General features: G+C 66.6%; 17 protein-coding genes. 6 read left to right on the forward strand and 11 right to left on the reverse strand.

Going from position 1 to position 22295, the window contains the following annotated elements; all coding sequences use genetic code 11:
- Nucleotides 1-591 precede the first annotated feature (591 nt).
- From IFT65_RS18015 to IFT65_RS18055, 9 genes are all read right to left on the reverse strand, one after another.
- Nucleotides 592-1200, reverse strand: coding sequence for a YbhB/YbcL family Raf kinase inhibitor-like protein (locus IFT65_RS18015; protein ID WP_192082794.1), 609 nt, complete (start codon nt 1198-1200; stop codon nt 592-594).
- Between the two features lie 11 nt (nt 1201-1211).
- A complete protein-coding gene (locus IFT65_RS18020) occupies nt 1212-3281 on the reverse strand; it encodes a tetratricopeptide repeat protein (protein ID WP_192082795.1) in 2070 nt (689 codons plus the stop codon).
- Nucleotides 3282-3400: 119 nt separating this feature from the next.
- A complete protein-coding gene (locus IFT65_RS18025) occupies nt 3401-4336 on the reverse strand; it encodes an alpha/beta fold hydrolase (protein WP_188327148.1) in 936 nt (311 codons plus the stop codon).
- 115 nt (nt 4337-4451) lie between these two features.
- A complete protein-coding gene (locus IFT65_RS18030; RefSeq protein ID WP_188325645.1) occupies nt 4452-5243 on the reverse strand; it encodes a lysophospholipid acyltransferase family protein in 792 nt (263 codons plus the stop codon).
- 655 nt (nt 5244-5898) lie between these two features.
- Entirely contained in the window at nt 5899-6333 is a 435-nt protein-coding gene (locus IFT65_RS18035; protein WP_188325644.1) for a hotdog fold thioesterase, read from the reverse strand.
- A gap of 12 nt (nt 6334-6345) precedes the next feature.
- Nucleotides 6346-8433: a phospholipase D-like domain-containing protein gene (locus tag IFT65_RS18040; protein WP_192082796.1), complete on the reverse strand. Its 2088-nt coding sequence runs from the start codon at nt 8431-8433 to the stop codon at nt 6346-6348.
- Nucleotides 8430-8927: a YceI family protein gene (locus IFT65_RS18045; RefSeq protein ID WP_249405219.1), complete on the reverse strand. Its 498-nt coding sequence runs from the start codon at nt 8925-8927 to the stop codon at nt 8430-8432. The genes IFT65_RS18040 and IFT65_RS18045 overlap by 4 nt, the downstream gene beginning before the upstream one ends.
- Nucleotides 8928-9039: 112 nt before the next feature.
- Nucleotides 9040-9516, reverse strand: coding sequence for a histidine phosphatase family protein (locus IFT65_RS18050; RefSeq protein WP_188325642.1), 477 nt, complete (start codon nt 9514-9516; stop codon nt 9040-9042).
- Nucleotides 9517-9553: 37 nt separating this feature from the next.
- Nucleotides 9554-10186: a ParA family protein gene (locus IFT65_RS18055; protein ID WP_192082798.1), complete on the reverse strand. Its 633-nt coding sequence runs from the start codon at nt 10184-10186 to the stop codon at nt 9554-9556.
- 126 nt (nt 10187-10312) lie between these two features.
- Between IFT65_RS18055 and IFT65_RS18060 the strand changes: the two genes are divergently transcribed.
- Nucleotides 10313-11797: an AAA family ATPase gene (locus tag IFT65_RS18060; RefSeq protein WP_188325640.1), complete on the forward strand. Its 1485-nt coding sequence runs from the start codon at nt 10313-10315 to the stop codon at nt 11795-11797.
- 178 nt (nt 11798-11975) lie between these two features.
- On the opposite strand, the gene IFT65_RS18065 is transcribed toward IFT65_RS18060, so the two are convergent.
- Nucleotides 11976-12611 carry a tetratricopeptide repeat protein gene (locus IFT65_RS18065; RefSeq protein ID WP_192082799.1) on the reverse strand — a complete coding sequence of 212 codons (636 nt, stop codon included), beginning with the start codon at nt 12609-12611 and terminating at the stop codon, nt 11976-11978.
- Between the two features lie 163 nt (nt 12612-12774).
- Here IFT65_RS18065 and IFT65_RS18070 point away from each other — a divergent pair, with 163 nt between their 5' ends.
- The 3 genes from IFT65_RS18070 to IFT65_RS18080 all read left to right on the forward strand — a co-directional run bounded on the left by IFT65_RS18070 (nt 12775) and on the right by IFT65_RS18080 (nt 18243).
- On the forward strand, nt 12775-16464 hold the full coding sequence (locus tag IFT65_RS18070; RefSeq protein WP_192082800.1) for an indolepyruvate ferredoxin oxidoreductase family protein: 3690 nt from the start codon (nt 12775-12777) through the stop codon (nt 16462-16464).
- A gap of 190 nt (nt 16465-16654) precedes the next feature.
- On the forward strand, nt 16655-16915 hold the full coding sequence (locus IFT65_RS18075) for a helix-turn-helix domain-containing protein (protein ID WP_192082801.1): 261 nt from the start codon (nt 16655-16657) through the stop codon (nt 16913-16915).
- A 2-nt stretch (nt 16916-16917) separates the two neighbouring features.
- Complete coding sequence (locus IFT65_RS18080; protein ID WP_192082802.1) at nt 16918-18243, forward strand: type II toxin-antitoxin system HipA family toxin; 1326 nt, start codon at nt 16918-16920, stop codon at nt 18241-18243.
- On the opposite strand, the gene IFT65_RS18085 is transcribed toward IFT65_RS18080, so the two are convergent.
- Entirely contained in the window at nt 18244-18861 is a 618-nt protein-coding gene (locus IFT65_RS18085) for a DUF938 domain-containing protein (protein WP_192082803.1), read from the reverse strand.
- Nucleotides 18862-18985: 124 nt separating this feature from the next.
- On the opposite strand from IFT65_RS18085, the gene IFT65_RS18090 reads away from it, so the two are divergent.
- Both IFT65_RS18090 and IFT65_RS18095 read left to right on the forward strand, forming a co-directional pair.
- Complete coding sequence (locus IFT65_RS18090; protein ID WP_192082818.1) at nt 18986-20617, forward strand: metallopeptidase TldD-related protein; 1632 nt, start codon at nt 18986-18988, stop codon at nt 20615-20617.
- A gap of 33 nt (nt 20618-20650) precedes the next feature.
- Nucleotides 20651-22285 carry a TldD/PmbA family protein gene (locus tag IFT65_RS18095; protein WP_192082804.1) on the forward strand — a complete coding sequence of 545 codons (1635 nt, stop codon included), beginning with the start codon at nt 20651-20653 and terminating at the stop codon, nt 22283-22285.
- The last annotated feature ends 10 nt before the right edge of the window (nt 22286-22295 follow it).

Here is a 22295-nt window from a genome sequence, read left to right on the forward strand (position 1 = left end):
CGAGCGCAGCGGGCCGTTGGCGGAAACATTCCGCCGACCATGGGTCGGCGCTACCGCAGGTCCCGTTGACCCGCCGGGTGGAAGGAGCCCCTGAGTCAGGGGCGGCCGCGAAGCGGCGGGGTGTGGGTGCTGGTGAGACGGGGCCCGCGGTTTGCGAAGCAAAGCGTGGGAGCGGCAGCGCGAATGCGATGACGTGGACCCCGCCATGGATGGCACGAAACGAGGCCCGCATGGATGCGGCCTTTGCCGTCCCCCGCCAACCCACCCCGCCCCACCTGCACGCAGCCCTACAGCCCTTGACGTTGCCTCGCCGGAAGGTTTCCGCCAACGGCCCGCTGCGCTCGCCGACCATGGGTCGGCGCTACCGATGTCCGCCTGCCCGACGTTTCCATGGCCGCCATGGATCTGTCGAAGGTGGGGCGGGATGGGTTGGCGGGGGCGTTGAGTGCCATGGATGGCACGAAACGAGGCCCGCAGGAGCGGCCCTTGCCGTCCCCCGCCAACCCATCCCGCCCCACCTGCACGCAGCCCTGCAGCCTTTGACGTTGCCTCGAGCGGGTGCCGGGCCGCAGGCCCGGCCATCGCCCCCCCTTACAGTGCGGGGTTCAACGTATACGTGCCATGCAACGTGGCTTCCGCCAGCACGTGACCCTGCATCGCACGATGCAGGTCGCCTGCCGTGAACGGCGTCGGAAGGTCAAGCGTCGCAACATCCAGGGCGAACACTCTGAAGAAGTAGCGATGCAGGCGCTCATCATTGAACGGCGGATACGGGCCGTCGTAGCCCAGATAGGCACCGGCCATGTCCGGGTTGCCGGCAAACCAGCCGGTGAAATCGTTGAGTCCCTGCCGACTACCGGCCGGGCCGGCCGGATCGGCCTTGCCCTTCACCACGAAGCCGTCGCTGCAGCTGCCCGCGGCCAGTTCGCGCACGTCGGGCGCGATATCCGCCATTACCCAGTGCACGAAATCGCAGCGCGGCTGGTCGCGCGGAATGGTCATGTCCGTGCGGCCGACCGTGTCCGGCACGGTCGGCACGTCCGGATCCACGCAGACCAGGGCAAACGAACGGACGCCGTCCGGCACCTCGCTCCATGCCAGATGCGGATTGCGGTCCGGTGCGAACCCCTGCGCGTCGCCGGCGGCGAATTCGCGGTCGATCGGTGCGCCGTCGCGCAGGCTGTTGCTGCTCAGTTTCATGGTCTGTGCCCTCACGCTTCCGGATAACCCAAACGAACCGCAACCGGCGTCAGCAGCTCGATGGCCGATGACATCGCTTCGCGGTACGCACGCCAGTGACCGCTGGGCAGACGCGGCGGGCCGATGTGCTGGGCCGTCGGCAGCTCGGCGCCGAACACCCCGCTGAGCAAGGCGGCCATCGCGCGCGGATCGTTCTGTACCTCGTCGATGCGCACCAGCACGTGCGGGTAGAGATCCTGCTCGTTCAGCAGTGCGACCTGGGTCAGCGAGCGGGCCAGCCATTCGGCCGCCTCGGCCAGGCTGGGCAGGCCGATCTGCGCGGCCGAACCGTAGGCAATCCAGTCCAGCAGCATGTCGCGCGGATCACGCAGCACAACCAACAGCCGCCCCTGCGGCAGCGCCGGGCGCATCGCCCACAGAAGGGCGTTGTCCCAGAACGGCAGCCAGTCAATCACGGTGTCGTTGGCCAGCCCGCGGGCGGGCAGCAGTTCGCGCCAGCGCGCCACCAGTGCGTCCGGCTCCAGTGCACCACTCGCCAGTTCCTGCAGGGTGTTGTAGTTCTGGAAGGGGTCGCCCGGCGGGGTCGGACCGAACCGATCGATGCGCACCAAGGGCGTGGCGGCAGTCAGCGCGCTCATGACACGCTCCGCGCCGGCACCCGGGGCGCCCCACATGAACATCGGGCGCGACGCGATGTCCGCCGCCACTTCACCCAGTGCGGGCCAGCTGGACGGCGACTTGGCCTGCGGCGGCAAGGGCAGGCGGTAGCTCAGCAATTCTGCGTGCAGGTCCAGCCAGACCCGCAGTGCCTCCTGCGGACGACCGGCACGATCATGCACTTCGCCCAGCCAGGTACGCAGGTCCAGCCGCTGGCCGCCTTCGGCCTTATCGACGAGCGCCTGTACGCGCGCGGCCGCCGCGTCGGGATCCCGCTGCACCAAGCCATCCACCAAGCGGGTCTCGCCGCTGATGCGGCCCGGTTCCAACGCGACGATGCGCTCGGCCATCGCTTCGGCGGCGTCGTGCTCACCGCGCATGTCATGCAGGCGCATCCGCGTCTCCATCGCCTGCACGTGCACAGGCATGGCAGCAAGCCAGCGATCACCGACCGCAACGGCACCTTCGCTGCCGACCGCTTCCACCGACAGGCGCGCCAACCACAGGTTGTGCAGCTGATCGTTGTCGACCAGCACGGCGTCCAGCTCGGTGCGTGCTTCATCATCGCGGCCCAGGCGCTGCCAGGCACCCAGCAGCAGCTGCAGCAGCTTGGGGTCACCCGCGTTTTCGGCCAGACGCGGACGCAGGTGCTCGAGTGCCTGCAGGGGTTGACCGGACTGCAGCGCCAGCTGTGCGGCGAACCGGCGCATGGCGATGCTGTCCTGGCCCGGCTGCGCGAGCGCCTGGTCGACGATCTCCGCCGCCGCCGCAGGATTCTCCTGTCGCAGTGCCAGTTGCACCAGCAGACCGTGCAATGCGGTCAATGCGGGATTGAGCGCCAGCACCCGACGGAAGGCCTGCTCGGCGAAGGCCAGCATGTCCTTGCCCATGTAAGCGAAACCCAACGCGTACAGGATGCGCGGATCATCGGGCAACGCTCGGCTGGCGGTGGTCAGCTGGGCCAGCGCCTCGTCAAGGGCCCCGCGGCGCAGCGCGACCATGCCGCGCAGGGCCGCCACGTCCGGGCTGTCTTCGTCCACGCGTGCGGCCAGCCGAACCTGCTGGTCCGCCGCGTTTACATCGTTGCGCGCCAACGCGAGATGCGCCTGCATCAGATACGCGGACAACTCGTTGGGATTGGCACCGCTGCTGCGTGACAGCGCGGCCTGCGCGTCGTCGAACTGGTGCATCGCCAACAGCAGGCCGGCATTCTGCAGGTGCAGGTCGGCATCATCCGGCGCCAGGTCCAAACCCGTCTGCATGCTGGCAGCGGCGGCCTGCAGGTTGCCCTGCTGCTGCAGCGCCAGAGCGTGCCAGCGATGGGCCTGCGCCTCGCGCGGCTCGGCAACGGCCCATGCACTGGCCAGCTGCACGGCCTGGTCGGCGTCCTGACGACGCAGGGCTTGGAGGATCTGATCTTGCATGGCGGGTCCGGCTGGAGAGCAATCCCGCATTGTAACGGCCCCGGTCGCGCATGGCCGGAGCGCGGTGGCGGATCCCTTCACGCCCTGCCGCAGGAGGCGTCCACCCCCACCGCATGCCGTCAGACCGGCAGCGCGGCCTGTGCCAGGTGCTGGGCGACCCAGCGTTCGGAGAACCCGTCACCGCGCCAGTTTTCCAGGAACCCGCAATGTCCGCCCCACTCGGCGGTTTCCAGGCGCGCCAAACGCGGCAGGTGCCAGTCGTTGAAGGTAACGAAGGGAATCACCGGATCGTCCTTGGCCATCAGGATATCGGCCGGCACCTGCAGGCCCGCCAAGCGTTCGCCCGCGATCGAGTAGCCGTCGAAGTACGCCTGCAGTGACCCGTAATCGGTGTGGTGCTCCACCAGCCAGGCGGTCAGTGCGCGTATATCCAGCCGCAGCACGCGCTCGTCCCAGTCGCTCAGATCCGGATACAGATCCCGCTTGCGACGCAGCGATCCGGCCCATTTGCGGCGGAAGTACCAGTCATACATCGCCGGCCCGTTTTCGATGCTGTCCATGGTCAGGCCAGGATCCAGCACGGGGCACACCGACGCGATGCGTTGCAGCGGAATACCGGCATCCGGCGCGCGCAGGGCCAGCCGCAGCACGAAATTGCCGCCCAACGAATAGCCCGCGGCAACGAGCGGAAGATCCGGCCAGCGGCGGGCGATGTCCGCTGCGGCACAGACCACTTCCTCGATGCGGTTGGAGTGGAAGATGCCCGGATTGAGATGGTGGGTGTTGCCGTGGTCGCGGAAGTTGAGCCGCACCACATCGAAGCCCTCGGCCAGCATGCGGGCTGCCGTCATGCGCATGTAACTGGACTCGGCACTGCCTTCCCAGCCATGCAGCAGCAGCGCCATGCCCCGTGCCGGGCGGCCCTCGATCGTGCTGTGCCAGGCCTGCAGGCGGACGCCCTCGCCCGCGTCGACGATCAGCTCTTCATGACGCGCACCGGTAGCGGCCAGCAGTTCCTGGCCACGGCGCAGGCGCAGTTTGCTGGAACTGAGCATCGATTGCAGGTGCGCGTTGCGCAGCCAGCGCGGCGGCTGGTAATCGGCCGCAGTCAGCAGTCCCGGCGGACCAGGATCGAACGACAGCGCGGGCGCGGGAACGGACACCGTCGGCTCAGGCGCCGCCCATCGCAGCAAGGATTCGTGCACGCGAGGTCTCGGCGATGCGGCGTCGGCCTTCGATGTCCTGGCTGCGGATCGGCTCAAGGAAATGCACTTCAGCGCGGCGCGCCGGCTCGCCCAGCAGGCGCAGGAAGTTGGCGAAGAAGCTTTCGCGCGCGCCAAAGGCCACGATGGTCTGTGCACTACCACCGGCGCCGTAACGCAGGGCCACCGGCTGCACCGGCACCCCGGTTTCCACCGCTGCCTGGAAGATGCGTGCATGGAACGGGCCCACGTCGTGGCCGCCGCGCGTGCGTCCTTCAGGGAACACGCCCACCCCCTTGCCTTCGCGCAGGCGTACGACCATCTGCTGCATCACCCCATCCAGCGATTCGGTGCTGCCGCGCTGGTGGAAAATGGTCTGCCCACGTCCCGCCAACCAGCCCACCACCGGCCAGCCGGCGATTTCGCGCTTGGCGACGAAGCCCATCATGCGCTGGCTGTGCAGTGCGCAGATGTCGATCCAGCTGACATGATTGGCGACGAACAGCACCGCACCGCGCAAGGGCTGGCCGATGCGCACCAGGCGAAAGCCGAAGATCCACATCAGGCCGGCCGACCACCAGTTGACCACTTTGTAGGCCAACGGCTCCTGGCCGATGCGCAGCTCGCCCCACGGCGGCAGCATGCCGACCAGGATCAGCGGCAGGAAAACAAGCAGATGGACCAGCAGCAGCGGAACGCGGTACAGGTAACGGCACGCACGCGCCACGCCGCCACGTGAGGCCGGAGTGGGGGAATTCATGCGGGAACGATACCCGAGCGCCGCAGTGGCTGCCAGCGCGATGTGGCCAAACGCATTGCGCGAGCTGGCCATTGGCGGGCAACGGTGTGTTGCAGTATGCGGTGGGCACCGCTGTGGCTGCTCTTCCGGCAGCACCCGCGCACCCGCGCCCCCGCGACCGGCGCCCTGCGGTAGAGCCGACTTCAGTCGGCTGGCGACAACCACAAACCGCAGCGTCCTGGTAGAGCCGACTTCAGTCGGCTGACAGCAACCACAACCGCAGCGCCCTGGTAGAGCCGACTTCAGTCGGCTGGCAGCAACCGCTACCGCAACCGCAGCCGACTGAAGTCGGCTCTACCAAGTGCAGTCCCGCCCCACCGGCAACGTGCGTCCAGTTCAGGGCAACCGCAGCGGCAACGTCCAACCAAGTGCAGTCCCATGCCACCGGCAACGTGCGCCCAGTCCAGGGCAACCGCAATGGCAACGTGCGACCAAGTGCAGTCCCACGCCACCGGCAACGTGCGCTCAGTCCAGGGCAACCGCAACGGCAACGTGCGACCAAGTGCCGTCCCACGCCCACGGCAACGTGCGACCACCTGCAGCCCTTCGCCGTCAGCGCCGTGCAACCTCGCGCGGCACAATGCGAACGGCCGCCTGCGATATCCGGTGCGATGCCTCAGCCGTGACCGGCAGCGACCACGGCCAGCGTCAGCCGCGAGGTGCAGACCAGGCGGCCCTGTTCGTCTTCGATGCGGATGTCCCAGATCTGCGTGCTGCGGCCGACATGGGTGGCGCGTGCGGTCCCGGTCACCACGCCCTCGCGCTTGGCGCGGACATGGTTGGCGTTGATCTCCAGCCCGACGCAGACCTGCTGGGCATTGTCCACGCACAGGTTGCCCGCGCTGCTGCCCAGCGTTTCGGCCAGCACCACCGACGCGCCGCCGTGCAGGATCCCGTAAGGCTGGTGGGTGCGTGCGTCCACCGGCATGGTGGCCTGCAGCCAGTCATCGCCTACCGCAGTGAATACGATGCCCAACTGCTGGATCACCGTATTGGCGCTGAGCGAATTGAGCGTTTCCAGCACAACCGGCTGGCGGAAAATGGATGACATGCTGCTCTCCAGTCAGAGAATGGGCACCAGGCCGGCACCGAAGGCGGTGAGCATGCGGACCAGCAGCAGCTTGGGGCCGACATTCACTTCCGGGAAGTCACCGACCGCCGTATAGCAGGAGCGGAAGTCCGGATGCTGCCGCGGCAGCGGTTCGGGACAGTCCGGGCCCGGCTGGAACTCGTAATCGGTGGCATAGCGCCACGGCCAGAAGTCCAGGATCGGTAACGCTTCGGATGCCTTGCCCATGCTGTAGTTCAATCCGGACAGCACCGGCGGCTTGCTGCGCGGTGCCACGGTCCAGGAATTCTGGGGATCGATATCACGCAGGATGCTGTCAGCCAGCCGCTGTGCGAACACCGGATCGTCGATGATCACCGCGCCTTCGGTGTTGTAGTTTTCACTGCGCGGATCGAAGTTATGCGTGCCGATCACGCCGATCCGGCGGTCGACCACCAAGGACTTCGCGTGCAGCCCCATGCGGGCACCGGATCGCGTTACCGGCAGCGGTCGGTTGACCGCCCGGCTGCCCAGGAAGGAGGGCCGGGTTTCGGTACGCAGCAGGTCGCGCTCCACTTCGCTGCCCGATGCGCGACGGCGTTCGCGGGCATTCTGGTAAGCACTGCCGGTGCGCGGATTGCTGCGCGCTGCCGGTGTCTCGACGACCGGGCCGGCACCTGTCCCCTCGCCGGCATCGGCCGAGCGGGTGCTGCCACCACCACTGCCGGGCGGGCGCGCGTTGCTGCCTGCCGCGCTGCCGCCGAGCATGCTGCCGCGCCGCCCCTCCGGGTAGTCCCCGGCGATCGGATCGGACATCAGGTTGCGGTAGTCCACCGGGGCATCCAGCGGAAACGGTTTGAACTCGAAGATGTTGAAGCCCAGCTCGCGCATGTTGCGGCGCTTGTACTTGTAGGACAGCGCATAGACGATCGGGTTGTCGGTAGCGGCAAGGCTGTTCGTCGACACCAGCACGCGCGGTGGATCAGGCTGCTGGCGCAGATCAGCGAACAGCTTGCGGGCCGGCTTGGACAGCACCAGGTACGGCGTCTGCAGCAGCACTTCCGACTGCGCCTCGGCGATCAGCCGATCCAGCTGTGGCTCGGTGACGTGCTGGCCGTTGCGGGGATGCTCGGGGTTTTCGCGGCGGTGCTTGCGCGGCAGGTCGGCGACGTACCGCACCGATGCCACCGGCAATGCGGTATCGACGAAGCTGCGGGTGATCCACGCGGTGTCGGTGGCCTCGGCGATGACGCGCTGCACGCGCTCCGGTCGCCGGTAGTCGGCCGGCGGCATCTGCGGTGGGCCGCTGTCGAGCAGGATCCGCCCGACGTCATTCAGGCGCTCGGCCGGCACGCTGCGCGGCGCGAGCCAGAACGCCTCGAAGTTGGCCGCCATGGTCCGCGCCTCCGGGCCCGCCACCAGCACGTCGCGGTCACGGAAGTTGTACTCCGCATCCCAGTCGTAATAGTCGTCCTGGTAGTTGCGTCCCCCGACCACACCGATGGCGTCGTCGATCACCAGCAGCTTGTTGTGCATGCGCTGGTTGAAGCGCCGGAAGCAGCACAGCACGCTGCCGGCGTAGTCGAAGTAATTCAGCCGGGCCTTGCCGAAGGCCGGGTTGTAGACGCGGAGTTCGAAGTTCTGGTGCGCCGAGGACAGCGCGCCGAGGATCTGCAGATCGGAAATGGCCGAGAGCTGGTCGATCAGCAGGCGCACCTTCACGCCGCGGCGGCTGGCGGCCAGCAGCTCGTCAAGGACCAGCCGCGCGCTGTCGTCCTTGTCGAAGATATAGGTCTGCAGGTCGATGCTGCGGGTGGCGCTGCGCAGCAGGTTCAGCCGGGCGACCAGGGCTTCTTCGCCCTCATCGAGGATGGTGGCGTAGTGGCGGGGCTGGCCGGGCGCGGATTCGCTGAACGCCCGTCCGGCCAGCGCGCGCAGCGGAGATTCCTGCGCGCAACGGTCGGCCTGGTCGCACTCGACGACGGTGGAGCGTGCCTGCACGGCGATGTTGGCCGCACGCGCGCGCTCGCTGTTGGACAGCGACGCACAGCCGCCGACCAGCAACAGCGTTGCCAGCGCCATCAGGCGCAGCATCAGATTCACGGTTCAGGCACCCCGGTCAGGCGCGCGCGCAGTACGAAGGTCACTCGATCACTCAGGGCAAACTGCCAGTTATCCATGCCGTAACGGCCTCGCAGGACAGTCCCACGGCTCACAACGTCGCAATCATAGCCGGGTCTGGCGCATTCCGCTTTCTCCACCCGCAGCACTTCCGGGTGGCTGACCCCCCGCAGCATCAGGCGTCCCTGGATGTCACCGCCCTGGTCGACCCGCGCCGGGTCATAGGGCAGCGAGTCGAACTCCACGACCGGGTGGCGCTCGGCATCGAAAAAGTCGGGCCCCCGCATCCAGCCGGTGTAGCGGACCTTGCCGGGTATCTCCACCGTGCGGGTGAACATCTTCAGGTGGACCTGGTGGCGCCCATCGGACAGCACCTCGATACGCCCTTCAAACTGCGGGAAATTGCCTTCGATGCGCTGGCCGAGGCGGCTGCGCACCTCGAAGCCCAGCTGGGATCGGGCCGTGTCCAGGTACATCGGCGCGCGGTGGGTCACCTTCACCGCAGGCAGCGCCGACGGCTGCGCCGCCAACACCGCCGGCAGTCCCATCAATGCGAGCAGCAGCCCCCTCTGCCACACGGTCATCGGATCACGGCCACCAGAACGCGTTGAGGATGGCGACACCGGGTTCGATGCTGACGTCCTTCGGGAACTGCAGCACCGCGATGCCGGCCGGCGGCATGCCGCGGTAGTCGCTGGTCTCGCCGGTGTTCAACAGGGCGACCAGGCGCTCCAGGCCGGGATTGTGGCCGACGATCATCAGGCGCTCTACGTCTTTGCGGTCATCGACCAGCCCGATCAACGTACCGGGCGTGGCGTCATACACCTTGTCTTCCAGCTTGTGCTCGAAGAAGCCGGTCACGCCGACCACGGCTTCCAAGGTCTCGCGGGTACGGCGGGAGGGGGAACACAGCACGCAGTCGGGCTGCAGCTTGTTGTCTTTCAACCATTTGCCGGCGGCCTCGGCTTCGGCCAGACCCACCGCCGACAACGGGCGGTCAAGGTCGGCCTGGCCCGTGCTGGCCGGTTCGGCATGGGCATGGCGCAGCAGGATCAGTTCACGCATCGGAGTCTTCCCTTGTTGGAGGGGTGGCGGAGGCGGCTCATGCCTTGTCCAGCCAGTGCAGGAGGGGTTCCCAGTCGGCCTGGTGCTCGCGCACCTGTGCCGAGCGGTAGTCGAACAGGCTGCGGCCCATGCCGGTCATGACCACATAACTCTGGCTGTCACGCAGCTGGGTGATTACCGGGTAAGGCCACTCGGACAACATCTGGATGGCCTGCTGCGAGGTCTGGGTCCATGGCTTGGTGCGGTTGAGCACCAGTCCGACCGGCAGCTTGCGCTTGTGCACCCGGGCCACTTTCGACAGGCTGTTGAGGAAGCCGACGATGGCTTCAATGTCCAGCGCGGAGGGCAGCACCGGCACTACCACGGCGTCGGCTGCGTCCAGGAAATGCGGGATATCGTCGGCCAGCGCACCGGCCGGGGCGTCGATGATCACCGTGTCGGTCCCATCGGGAACCTTCTGCAGCCATTGCTTCTTCTTGTAGACATCGAGCGGCAGTACGGCGCTTTCCAGCTCGGAACGGCGCTGTGCCCAGCGCGTGCTGGACCCCTGCGGGTCGGCATCGGCGATCACCGTGCGCCTTCCCTGCAGTGCCGCGTGCGCGGCCAGATGGGTGGCGATGGTGGTCTTTCCCACCCCACCCTTTGAACCGGCCACCAGAATGGTCTTCATGCAGGCCTCGCTTCCGGGAGAACGTCGCCCGAGCGTACACCGGTGCAGGTGATGGAGATAGTCGCGCGGCTGAACCACCCGGCCCGTGCCTTTGCTATGGTGGCGCCCCCGAAGGATCGAACCGGCATGAGCGAACTGCAGGACCTGAGCGCACTGATCCGCGCCAATACGCCCCTGATCGTCATCGAGACCCAGGACGAGGGTCGCATCATCGAATTGTTCCGGCAGACGCTGCTGCATGTGTGGCGTGCGTTGCATCGCTGGTCGATCACCGAGGGCCTGCGTCGCATCGACCTGGACCGCGAAGACGAGCCGGTGGGGCCGCCCGACGCCAGCGCGGCGCTGCAGATGATCCAGCAGGCCGACCAGCGCGGCATCTATCTACTGCTCGATTTCCACCCTTACCTGGGCTACGCGAGCCACCAGCGCGCGCTGCGCGATCTGATCCAGCGTCGCCACAGCCAACCGCACGTGCTGGTGCTGATCGGCGCCAAAGTGACCCTGCCGCCGGAACTGGAAGCCCTGGCTACCCGCTTCAACCCCCGCCTGCCCGACGCCAATGCGCTGCTGAAGATGCTGCGCGAAGAGGCCGCCGGGTATGCGCGCGAGCACGGTGGACGGCGGGTGGAGGTGGACAGCGAGGCGGTGAAGAAGATCCTGCGCAACCTGCAGGGCCTGAGCCTGGTGGATGCGCGGCGGATTGCCCGGCAGCTGATCTACGCCGACGGCGCCCTGGGTGATGACGACCTGCCGCAGCTGGCCAAGCTGAAGTTCGAGCTGCTCAACCGCAGCGGACACCTGTTCTACGAATACGACACGGCACGCTTTGCCGATGTCGCCGGTGCCAACCGTCTCAAGCGCTGGATCAGCCAGCGGCGCATCGCGTTCCTTGCCGGCGCTGCGCCGGCTGGCCTGGACCCGCCCCGCGGGATGTTGCTGCTGGGCGTGCAGGGCTGTGGCAAGTCGATGCTGGCCAAGGCCACCGCCGCCGGGTTCGGCGTTCCCCTGCTGCGCATGGACGTGGGCGCGCTGTACAACAAGTACCACGGTGAGACCGAATCCAACCTTCGCCAGGCATTGGCATCGGCCGAGCAGCTGGCGCCCTGCGTGCTGTGGATCGACGAGATTGAAAAGGGCTTGGCGACGGGCGGGGACGACGGTGGTGTGTCCCGCCGGGTGCTGGGCACGTTGCTGACCTGGATGGCCGAACGCAAGGCGCCCGTCTTCATCGTCGCCACCGCCAACCAGGTGCACGAACTGCCTGCCGAGCTGCTGCGCAAAGGCCGCTTCGATGAGATTTTCTTCGTCGACCTGCCCAGCCCGGATGTGCGCGTGGAGCTGCTGCGCCTGCACCTGGCGCGACGTCAGTTGAATGCCGACGATTTCGCCCTGCCGGCTCTGGCGGCGGCAGCGGACGGGTTCTCCGGCGCGGAGATCGAACAAGCCATCGTGGCCGGCATGTACGCCGCGCATGCCGACCAACGCCCACTGGACACGCCACTGCTGATGGCGGAGATCCGCGGCAGCCGCCCGTTGTCCGTGCTGATGGCAGAGCAGGTGAATGCCCTGCGCGAGTGGGCGTCGGCGCGCACGGTGAATGCCGACGATTGAGGCGCCGCCGGCCCGTTCCGGTCGCGGTGTGCCCGCTGTTCTGGCCTGCGGCGGGCTTTGGTAGAGCGGACTTCAGTCCGCTGCCGTCGGCGGGGAAATGCCAGCCGACTGAAGTCGGCTCTACCCGTCGGCTCTACCCGTCGCCGCCACTTTCGCCGTTACCCGTCCGTCCTGCGCGTTACGGCCACTTCGGCGGATTGGCGGCCCAGGCTTTCTGCACCTGCGCCAGGGTCTCGCGCTCGCTGTCGCGCCACGTTGGCAGCAGGGCGGCGTAGTTGGCCGATGTGCTCCAGCGCGCCGGCTCGGTGCGGACCGCCGCGGCGTACCACTTCACCGCATCGTCCTTCTGCCCGATCTGCCACAGCGCAAGAGCGTACGTCGGAGGCACCCACGATGGGTTGCCGCGCAGCCCACTGGCCGCTTCATGCCACTGCGTCAGTGCGGCGTCCGCCTGGCCCTGGCGGTACAGATCCCAGCCGTGGTTCCAGCGCACCATGCGGCCGGACGGCGAGGCCGCCGGTGCCGCCTGCAGCGCCTCGGCATACAGCTGCTGGCCCAGCTCGGCGCGGCCCTGGCCAATGGCCACACCGGCCAACTGCACCGTGGCTTCCAGCGATTTACGCCCGCGTTCGCGCTGGCGCAGCAACTGACTGACCAACTCATCGCCTTCGCCCTGAACCACCTGCACAGGTGCAGCGGCGGCATCGGCGTCGAAATAGAACTCCTGCGGTGCAGGCAATGCGGGCGCGGCCCATGCAGCGGCCGGCCCCGAAGCCAGCAACATGCCGGCCAGGAACTTTCTTGCAAATGACATCGTGTTTTCCCCAGGTTGCAACAACAACCTCCCACGCCCCGATCCTAACCGGACTTCGGTCCCGGATGCGAGTACCGGCCCACAACGGCCCCACTGTTACAATCCGCGCCCTTCGGGTCTGCAGCCGCAGCGCCGATGCCAGCCGATCCGAACCAGGCCAGCCATGACCAGCACCGCGCAGCTCACCTCACCGGCGTCCGCCGACCTGCTAGACCGCGATTACACGCTCGACCACAAATACACCCGTGGCGAGGGACGGATCTACCTGAGCGGCGTCCAGGCGCTGGTGCGCCTGCCCCTGATGCAGCGCCTGCGCGACGAGGCGGCCGGGATAGACAGCGCCGGCTTCATCAGCGGCTACCGTGGCAGCCCGCTGGGCGGCTTCGATCTGGAACTGTGGCGCGCACGCCAGCCGCTGGAAGCGGCCAAGGTGAAGTTCACCCCCGGCCTCAACGAAGACCTGGGCGCGACCATGGTCTGGGGAACCCAGCAGACCAACCTGTTCCCCGGCGCCAACGTGCAGGGCGTGTTCGGCATGTGGTACGGCAAGGGCCCTGGCGTGGACCGCTGCGGTGACGTGTTCAAGCATGCCAATGCGGCAGGCACCTCGCGACTGGGCGGCGTGCTCGCACTGGCCGCCGACGACCATGCGTGCCGGAGCTCGACCCTGCCGCACGGCAGCGAGGACGAGTTCGTCAGCGCGATGATGCCGGTGCTCAACCCGGCCGGCGTGCAGGACATCCTGGACATGGGCCTGCTGGGCTGGGCGATGAGCCGCTATACCGGGCGCTGGATCGGCTTCAAGACGATCGCTGAAACGGTGGAGTCGTCTGCTTCGGTGGAGGTGAATCCGCTGGCACGGCGCATCCTGCTGCCGGATGATTTCGAGATGCCGGCAGGCGGTCTCAACATCCGCTGGCCGGACCCGCCGCTGGACCAGGAAATGCGCCTGCACCGCTACGCGGTCAGTGCCGCGCAGGCCTTCGCCCGGGTCAACAACATCGACCGCACCGTGCTGGATTCACCGCGCGCGCGGCTGGGCATCGTCACCACCGGCAAGAGCTACCTGGACGTCCTGCAGGCGTTGGAATACCTGGGCCTGGATGAAGCGGCGTGCGCCGACATCGGCATCCGCGTGTACAAGGTCGGTATGACCTGGCCGCTGGAACCGCAGGGCATCGCGCGCTTCGCACAGGGCCTGGAAGACATCATCGTGGTGGAGGAGAAGCGTGCCTTCATCGAGCGCCAGATGAAGGAGCAGTTCTTCAACTGGCCGGCCAGCTGGGGCGCGCGTCCGTCCATCGTCGGCAAGTACGACGAGGCCGGCGAGTGGATCCTGCCGTCCACCGGCGAGCTCACCCCGGCCACCATCGCCGGCGTGATCGGGCGGCGCATCCAGCGCTTCTTCAACAACGAATCGATCACCCAGCGCCTGCAGTGGATGAGCGAAAAGGAAGCGGAGCTGGCGCTGCCGCGCGCGGCCTTCCCGCGCATTCCGCATTACTGCTCCGGCTGCCCGCACAACACCTCCACCACCGTGCCCGAAGGCTCGCGTGCGCTGGGCGGCATCGGTTGCCATTACATGGTCACCTGGATGGACCGCAGCACCGACACGTTCACCCACATGGGCGGCGAAGGCGTGACGTGGGCAGGCCAGGCCGCGTTCACCGACACGCCGCACGTGTTCCAGAATCTGGGTGACGGCACCTACTTCCACAGTGGGTCGCTGGCGATCCGCCAGTCCGTCGCGGCCGGCGTCAACATCACCTACAAGATCCTCTACAACGATGCGGTGGCGATGACCGGTGGCCAGCCGGTGGACGGCCCCCTCAGCGTGCCGGACATTGCCCGGCAGATGCGCGCCGAAGGCATCCAGACCATCGTGGTGCTGTCGGACAACATCGAGGTATGGACGAAGCAGCGCGAGCAGTTCCCCACCGGCGTGGAGTTCCATGACCGCAGTGCGCTGGACGCGGTGCAGAAGCAGCTGCGCGAAGTGAAGGGCGTATCGATCCTGATCTACGAGCAGACCTGCGCCACCGAAAAACGCCGTCGCCGCAAGCGCGGCAAGCTGGTCGATCCGCCCAAGCGTGTAATGATCAACTCGCTGGTCTGCGAAGGCTGCGGCGACTGCGGAAAGAAGAGTTTCTGCGTGTCGGTGCTGCCGAAGGAAACCGAGTTCGGGCGCAAGCGCGACATCGATCAGTCCAACTGCAACAAGGACTACTCCTGCACCACCGGCTTCTGCCCGAGCTTCGTCACCGTGCACGGGGGCAAGCCGCGCAAGGGCAGCAAGCGCGAGGCGTCCACCCTGCTCGACAACCTGCCGGCACCGCCCGTGCGGACCGCGCTGGAGCAACCCTGGAACATCCTGATCACCGGTGTCGGCGGCACCGGAGTGGTGACCATCGGCGCACTGCTCGGCATGGCCGGCCATCTGGAAGGCAAGGGTTCGTCCGTGCTGGACCAGACCGGGCTGGCACAGAAAGGCGGCGCGGTGACCACCCACATCCGCATCGCGCGAGCGCCCACCGACATCCATGCCGTGCGCATCGCAGCCGGCGAAGCCGACCTGGTGCTGGGCTGCGACATGGTGGTGGTGAACGACTACTGGGCGCTGTCCAAGGTGCGCGCCGGCCGCACCCAGGTGGTGCTCAACACATACGAAGCGATGCCGGGCGGCTTCACCACACGGCCGGACATGCAGTTCCCCGCCGCCGACATCATCGCCGGCGTGCGCGTGGCCCTGGGTGGCGAACAACCGCTGCTGCTCGATGCCACGCAGCTGGCGACCGCACTGCTGGGCGACGCCATCGCGGCGAACCTGTTCATCCTCGGCTATGCGTGGCAGCAGGGCCTGGTGCCCCTGTCGTTCGACGCACTGATGCGTGCCATCGAGCTCAATGGCGCGGCCGTGGCCATGAACCAGCAGGCCTTCGCCTGGGGCCGCCTGGCCGTGGTCGATCCGCAGGCGGTGCAGCAAGCCGCCGGGCTGGTGCGCAATCGTCACACCGACGCGGAAGACACGCCCGGCCCGCTGCATGCGCTGCCGCCGGGAGAGTGGGAAGGTAATGAAGGGGGCGCAACGGCCGCGCCGCGCAACAGCAGCGACGAGCGTGAACTGCGTGGCCTGCCGGGGCATGGTGGCGGGGAGTTGGCTTTCCTGCCGCTGGACGATGCCCGCCTGTCGCGCTCGCTGGATGAAATGATCGCGCGTCGCACGTCGTTCCTCGTCGATTATCAGGACCAGGCCTACGCAGATCGGTACCGCACGCTGATCGAGCGCGTCCGCACGGCCGAGCAGGACACGCTGGGCGGCTCCACTGCGCTGACCGAAACCGTCGCCCGCTACCTGTTCAAGCTGATGGCCTACAAGGACGAGTACGAAGTGGCGCGGCTGTACACCAGTGGCGATTTCCAGCGCCAGCTGCAGCAGCAGTTCGAAGGCGACTACCAGGTGCGCTTCCACCTGGCGCCGCCGCTGTTCGCGAAGAAGGACGACCAGGGGCGTTTGATCAAGAAAGAATACGGTCCGTGGATGCTGAAAGCGTTCGGCGTGCTGGCGAAGCTGAAGTTCCTGCGCGGCGGCCGGCTGGATCCCTTCGGCCGCACCGCCGAGCGGGTGGGCGAGCGCCAGCTGATCACCGACTACGAAGCCACCGTGCAAGTGTTGCTGGACGGCTTGGACGACCACCGGCTTGCCCTGGCGGTGGAGATCGCCAGCATCCCGGAACACATCCGCGGCTATGGCCACGTCAAGGAAGCGCACCTCCACACCGCCAAGGCCCGCGAAGCGACCCTGCTGGCGCAGTGGCGCAACCCGCGCGCGCTGCATATCGTGCAGGTAGCCTGACGGTAGTGGCGTGCAGGTAGTCACTATCTGAGCTGGCAGTAAAGCAACCTATAAGTTGCATTTAGGAAGTGCAACTTATAGCTTGCATAGCCAGAAGCAGTGGATCTTCAGTCGCTGGCTTATGCAACCTATAAGTTGCCGTGGTCGAGCAGGAGGACTAGCATGGGTCCTCGCACTAGAGACCCGCTCCATGGCCGCTGCAAGGGTTATTCGAACGCCTCATCAACTCGCTCCACTCATGCGCGCCTATCGCCTGAAGGCAGGGCTGAGCCAGGCCGCACTCGCGGCGCGCCTTGGCATTTCTCGTCAGGCGGTCACCGCGCTGGAGAAGGCCCCCGAGGCGGCAACGTTCGAGCGCCTGATGAAGGTCTGGGCTCTGCTCGGCATCGAGGTTTCGCTACAGGAGGCTGCTTCGGTTGCGGACAAGCGCACCACTGGCTTGGAGTGGTAGTCATGAGTCAACTGCGAGTCTGGATGAACGGCCTGGAAGTTGCGACGTGGGAACAAGGCACGACCGCCCCCGCACGACTGACGTACACGGAGAGCTGGCTGGCATCGCCCATGCCCCGTCCAGTCTCCTTGTCTCTACCGCTGCTTCCCGCCGGTCAGAGTCACCGGGGCGACGCGGTAACGGACTACTTCGACAATCTCCTGCCCGATAACGCGGCGATCAGGGCGCGTATCCGGGATCGGTTCTCTACCCGTTCCACTGGAACGTTTGAATTGCTGCAGGCTATTGGACGCGACTGTGTAGGCGCCGTTCAACTGCTCCCTCCCGAGCAGCCTCCGCAGGGCGTCCAGTCGATCCGGTTCCGCGCACTTGATGAGGCAGGCGTGGCGAGAACGCTGCGCGGTGTCACGGCGTCGCCGATACCGGGCATGGCACAGATCGATGCGGACGATTTCCGCATATCCATTGCCGGGGCGCAGGAAAAGACCGGACTGCTATGGCATGAGGGTAAGTGGTGCATTCCGCTGTCGAGCACGCCGAGTACCCACATTTTCAAACTCCCTCTGGGACTGGTCGGCAACATGCGAGCCGACATGCATCAATCGGTGGAGAACGAGTGGCTGTGCATGCATCTGCTGGCGGCGTTCGGCATCCGTGTCGCGTCAACCTCGATGCAAAGCTTTGAAGATCAGCGCGCACTTGTTGTCGAACGCTTTGACCGTAGGCTCTCCCTGCGGGGTAAATGGTGGCTCCGCCTGCCTCAGGAGGACATCTGCCAGGTCTTTGCTTTGCCGGCGTCAAAAAAGTACGAGAACGACGGTGGCCCGGGAATAATCCGGATCATGGACCTGCTCCGTCAGTCCGAGAGCCCCGATGACCGGGCTACTTTCTTCAAGACCCAGATACTCTTCTGGATGTTGGCGGCAACCGACGGGCATGCGAAAAATTTCAGCGTCCACATCGAAGCAGACGGACGTTTCCGCATGACACCCGTTTACGACGTCTTGTCGGTGTATCCCATCATGGGGCGAGGGCCGCAACAGCTGGACCCGTTCAAAGCTCAACTGGCCATGGCCGTCGTGGGCAAAAATCGTCATCGCCACCTGCTCAAGGTACGTCGCCGACACTGGAATGAAACCGCACATGCCTGCGGTATCAGTGCAGGTGCCGAGCCTTGGATACAGGAACTGCTGGAGAAGGTGGAACCGGTGATCCAGCAGGTAGAAGCATCGCTGCCAACCGGCTTTCCTGAAACGGTGTCTACGGCAATATTCAGCGGGTTGCGAGCGGCGGGGGCGCGCCTCGCTGCGATGCCCGCCGACGCCTGATCACCCCAGCCGCCATACCAGCAGCCGGTTGTTGGCCGGCATCGCCAGGTCTTCCAGCGCAACGAAGCCCTGCGCCACCGCCAGTGCCTGCACCGCCTCCGCATCGCGTAGGCCACTGCGCGGATCGCGGGCCTTCAGCCAGCCATCGAACTGGGCGTTGCTGTCACTGGTGTACGCGTCGCCGTAGTTGAACGGACCGTACACCGCCAGCAAGGCACCAGGCTGCAGCAGCGCAGGCAGACCCGCGAACAGTGCCTGTACGTGGTCCCATCCCATGATGTGCAGGGTATTGGCGCTGAACGCCGTATCGAAACGCGGGATTCCGGCAGGCACGGCCAGCGGCGGCGACGGTGGCAGCTCGGCCTGCAGCGCGAACGGTGCCTGCAGATTGGGCAGCGCCGCCTCGGCCCGCCACGCCGCGATGCCTCGCAGATGGTCGGGGTGGTCGCTGGGCTGCCACTGCAGCCACGGCCAGCGCTGGGCGAAGTACGCAGCGTGCTGTCCCGTGCCACTGCCGATCTCCAGCACGTGGCGGCGATCGGCCATGAGCGGATCCAGCGCGGCCGCGATCGGATCGCGGTTTCGTTCACAGGCGAGGGAGAAGGGTTTTTCGGTCATGGTTCGTGACGAAAGTGGCAGAACGCCATTGTGCCTGTGACACGACCATGACTGCAGTCACTTGCGTCATTGCATGCCGCTGGCGAAAGTCGGGTGTCAACTGAGTGCACGTGGGGTGGTGGCAGTGCGACGTCGTGATTTCCTGGCCTTCACCGGTGCCGGCCTGGCCGGCCTGATGCTGCCGCATGGCCGCGTGATCGCCGCCGAGCAGCTGCTGGAGCCGGGTGACCCGGTCATGGGCAAGCGCCTGGCGGACGCGGCGCTGCAGGCAGCACGCCAGGCCGGTGCCAGCTACTGCGACGTGCGCATCGGCCGCTACCTGAGCCAGGGCATCATCACCCGCGAGCGCACCGTCGAGAACGTCACCAACAGCGAATCGGCCGGCGTCGGCATCCGCGTGATCGTCGACGGTGCATGGGGCTTTGCGGCCACTCACCAACGCACGCCCGAGCAGGTCGTGCAGGCCGTCGCGCAGGCGGTGGCCATCGCGCGTGCGAATGCGCGCGTGCAGACGCGCCGCGTCCAGCTGGCGGCCACCCCGGGCGTCGGCGAGGTCAGCTGGCGCACGCCGCTGAAGAAGAACGCCATGGCCGTGCCGGTGCAGGACAAGGTCGGCCTGCTGCTGGACATCAACGACGCCGCGCTGGGCGCCGGGGCCGACTATTTCAATTCGACGCTGTTCCTGGTCAACGAGCAGAAGTACTTCGCCTCCAGCGATGGGTCGTGGATCGATCAGGACGTGCACCGCATCTGGCTGCCCTTCACCGCCACCGCCGTGGACAAGGCCAGCGGGAAATTCCGTACCCGCAACGGGCTGTCCGCGCCAATGGGCATGGGCTACGAATTCCTGGACGGCGACCGCAGCGGGCGTTTCGAACTGCCCGGCGGCGTGGTCGGCTACGGGCAGTCCTACGACGCACGCGAAGACGCCTTGGCCGCGGCGCGCCAGGCCCGCGAGAAGCTCACCGCGCCCTCGGTGAAGGCCGGCAAATACGATGTCGTGCTGGATCCGTCCAACCTGTTCCTGACCATCCACGAGAATGTCGGCCACCCGCTGGAGCTGGACCGCGTGCTCGGCTACGAAGCGAACTACGCCGGCACCAGTTTCGCCACGCTGGACAAGCGTGATGCCGGCTTCCGCTGGGGCAGCGACATCGTCACCTTCTTTGCCGACAAGACACAGCCGGGCAGCCTTGGCGCCGTGGCCTACGACGATGAAGGGGTCAAGACACAGCGCTGGGACCTGGTCCGCGACGGCATCCTTGTCGACTACCAGGCCACCCGCGATGAAGCCCATATCCTGGGACGCGAGGCCTCCCACGGCTGCAGCTACGCCGATTCCTGGTCCAGCGTGCAGTTCCAGCGCATGGCCAACGTGTCGCTGGCACCGGGCAAGGCACCGCTGAGCGTGGCCGACATGGTCAAGGACGTGGAAAACGGCCTGTACTTCCATGGCCGCGGCTCGTATTCCATCGACCAGCAACGCTACAACGCCCAGTTCGGCGCCCAGTTGTGCTATCAGATCAAAGAGGGCCGCATCACCGGCATGGTCGAAGATGCGGCCTACCAGATCCGCACGCCGGAGTTCTGGAACGCCTGCACGGCGATCTGCGATGAACGCGACTTCCGCCTCGGCGGCTCGTTCTTCGATGGCAAGGGCCAGCCGTCGCAGGTGTCGGCGGTCTCCCACGGTTCGTCCACCACCCGCTTCAACGGCATCAACATCATCAACACCGCGCGCAGTCTCGGCGCATGAGTCCTGTCCAACATCCATACGTGGAGAGCAGCCTTGCAACGACGTGACTTCCTCGCCCTCACCGGGCTTACCGCGGGTGGCCTGCTGGTGCCCTCCTTCTTCGGCAAGGCCATCGCCGCCGAACAACTGCAGACCGTGCTCGATCCGGCGCTGAAGAAGCGCCTGGCCGATGTTGCCCTGCAGGCGGCGCGCAGTGCCGGCGCCACCTACTGCGACGTGCGCATCGGTCGCTACCTGCGGCAGTTCGTGATCACCCGCGAAGACAAGGTGCAGAACGTCGTCAACACCGAATCCACCGGCGTCGGCATCCGTGTGCTGGTCAACGGGGCCTGGGGCTTCGCGGCGACCAATCAGTTGGCCGTTGCCGATATCGCCAAGGCCGCGCAGCAGGCCGCAGGCATCGCCCGTGCCAATGCGGGCATCCAGACCGCCCCGGTGCAGCTCGCTGCGGCGCCTGGCGTGGGCGAGGTCAGCTGGCGCACGCCGATCCGTCGCAACGCCATGGACGTGCCGATCAAGGACAAGGTCGACCTGTTGCTGGACGTCAATGCGGCCGCCATCAACGCCGGTGCCAGCTTCGTCAATTCGATGATGTTCCTGGTCAACGAGCAGAAGTATTTCGCCTCCACCGATGGGTCGTACATCGACCAGGACGTGCACCGCATCTGGGTGCCGATGACCATCACCGCCATCGACAAGGAAAGCGGCAAGTTCCGTACCCGCGAAGGGCTGTCCTCGCCGATGGGCATGGGCTACGAGTACCTGGACGGTGCCGCGGCGGGCAAGGTCATGACGCCCAACGGCGTGGTCAACTACTCCAGCTCGTATGACATGAAGGAAGATGCGATCGCCGCGGCGAAGCAGGCCCGCGAGAAGCTGAAGGCGCCTTCGGTGAAGCCGGGCAAGTACGATCTGGTCCTGGATCCGTCGCATACCTGGCTGACCATCCACGAATCGGTCGGCCATCCGCTGGAGCTTGACCGCGTGCTCGGCTACGAGGCCAACTACGCCGGCACCAGCTTCGCCACCCTGGACAAGCGCGAGCAGAAGTTCCAGTACGGCAGCGAGCTGGTCAACATCTTCGCCGACAAGACACAGGAAGGCAGCCTGGGCGCCGTGGCGTACGACGACGAAGGCGTAAAGTGCAAGCGGTGGGACCTGATCAGCGACGGCAAGCTGGTGGACTACCAGACCATCCGCGACCAGGCGCACATCCTGGGCAAGACCGAGTCCGATGGCTGCTGTTACGCCGATTCGTGGTCCAGCGTGCAGTTCCAGCGCATGGCCAATGTGTCCATGGCGCCGGGCAAGAAGCCGCTCAGCGTCGATGAACTGATCAAGGACGTGGAGAACGGCATCTACATCATCGGTGACGGCTCGTTCTCGATCGACCAGCAGCGCTACAACGCGCAGTTCGGTGGCCAGCTGTACTACGAGATCAAGAACGGCAAGATCACCGGGATGCTGGAGGACGTGGCGTATCAGATCCGCACGCCGGAGTTCTGGAACGCCTGCACCGCCGTTGCCGATGAGCGCGACTACCGCCTGGGCGGCTCGTTCTTCGATGGCAAGGGCCAGCCGGGCCAGGTCTCGGCGGTTTCGCACGGTTCGTCCACTGCCCGTTTCAATGGCATCAACGTCATCAACACCGCACGCAGCCTCGGCTGACCGGTCTGGA

It is taken from the genome of Stenotrophomonas sp. CFBP 13725 (assembly GCF_014841935.1).
Classification (GTDB): Bacteria; Pseudomonadota; Gammaproteobacteria; order Xanthomonadales; family Xanthomonadaceae; genus Stenotrophomonas.

Bases quoted from the DNA above. Each gene is read 5' to 3' on its own strand.
- IFT65_RS18015 (WP_192082794.1), bottom strand. From the start codon at position 1,200: ATGAAACTGAGCAGCAACAGCCTGCGCGACGGCGCACCGATCGACCGC.
- IFT65_RS18020 (WP_192082795.1), bottom strand. From the start codon at position 3,281: ATGCAAGATCAGATCCTCCAAGCCCTGCGTCGTCAGGACGCCGACCAG.
- IFT65_RS18025 (WP_188327148.1), bottom strand. From the start codon at position 4,336: ATGCTCAGTTCCAGCAAACTGCGCCTGCGCCGTGGCCAGGAACTGCTG.
- IFT65_RS18030 (WP_188325645.1), bottom strand. From the start codon at position 5,243: ATGAATTCCCCCACTCCGGCCTCACGTGGCGGCGTGGCGCGTGCGTGC.
- IFT65_RS18035 (WP_188325644.1), bottom strand. From the start codon at position 6,333: ATGTCATCCATTTTCCGCCAGCCGGTTGTGCTGGAAACGCTCAATTCG.
- IFT65_RS18045 (WP_249405219.1), bottom strand. From the start codon at position 8,927: ATGTACCTGGACACGGCCCGATCCCAGCTGGGCTTCGAGGTGCGCAGC.
- IFT65_RS18050 (WP_188325642.1), bottom strand. From the start codon at position 9,516: ATGCGTGAACTGATCCTGCTGCGCCATGCCCATGCCGAACCGGCCAGC.
- IFT65_RS18055 (WP_192082798.1), bottom strand. From the start codon at position 10,186: ATGAAGACCATTCTGGTGGCCGGTTCAAAGGGTGGGGTGGGAAAGACC.
- IFT65_RS18060 (WP_188325640.1), top strand. From the start codon at position 10,313: ATGAGCGAACTGCAGGACCTGAGCGCACTGATCCGCGCCAATACGCCC.
- IFT65_RS18065 (WP_192082799.1), bottom strand. From the start codon at position 12,611: ATGTCATTTGCAAGAAAGTTCCTGGCCGGCATGTTGCTGGCTTCGGGG.
- IFT65_RS18070 (WP_192082800.1), top strand. From the start codon at position 12,775: ATGACCAGCACCGCGCAGCTCACCTCACCGGCGTCCGCCGACCTGCTA.
- IFT65_RS18075 (WP_192082801.1), top strand. From the start codon at position 16,655: ATGGCCGCTGCAAGGGTTATTCGAACGCCTCATCAACTCGCTCCACTC.
- IFT65_RS18080 (WP_192082802.1), top strand. From the start codon at position 16,918: ATGAGTCAACTGCGAGTCTGGATGAACGGCCTGGAAGTTGCGACGTGG.
- IFT65_RS18085 (WP_192082803.1), bottom strand. From the start codon at position 18,861: ATGACCGAAAAACCCTTCTCCCTCGCCTGTGAACGAAACCGCGATCCG.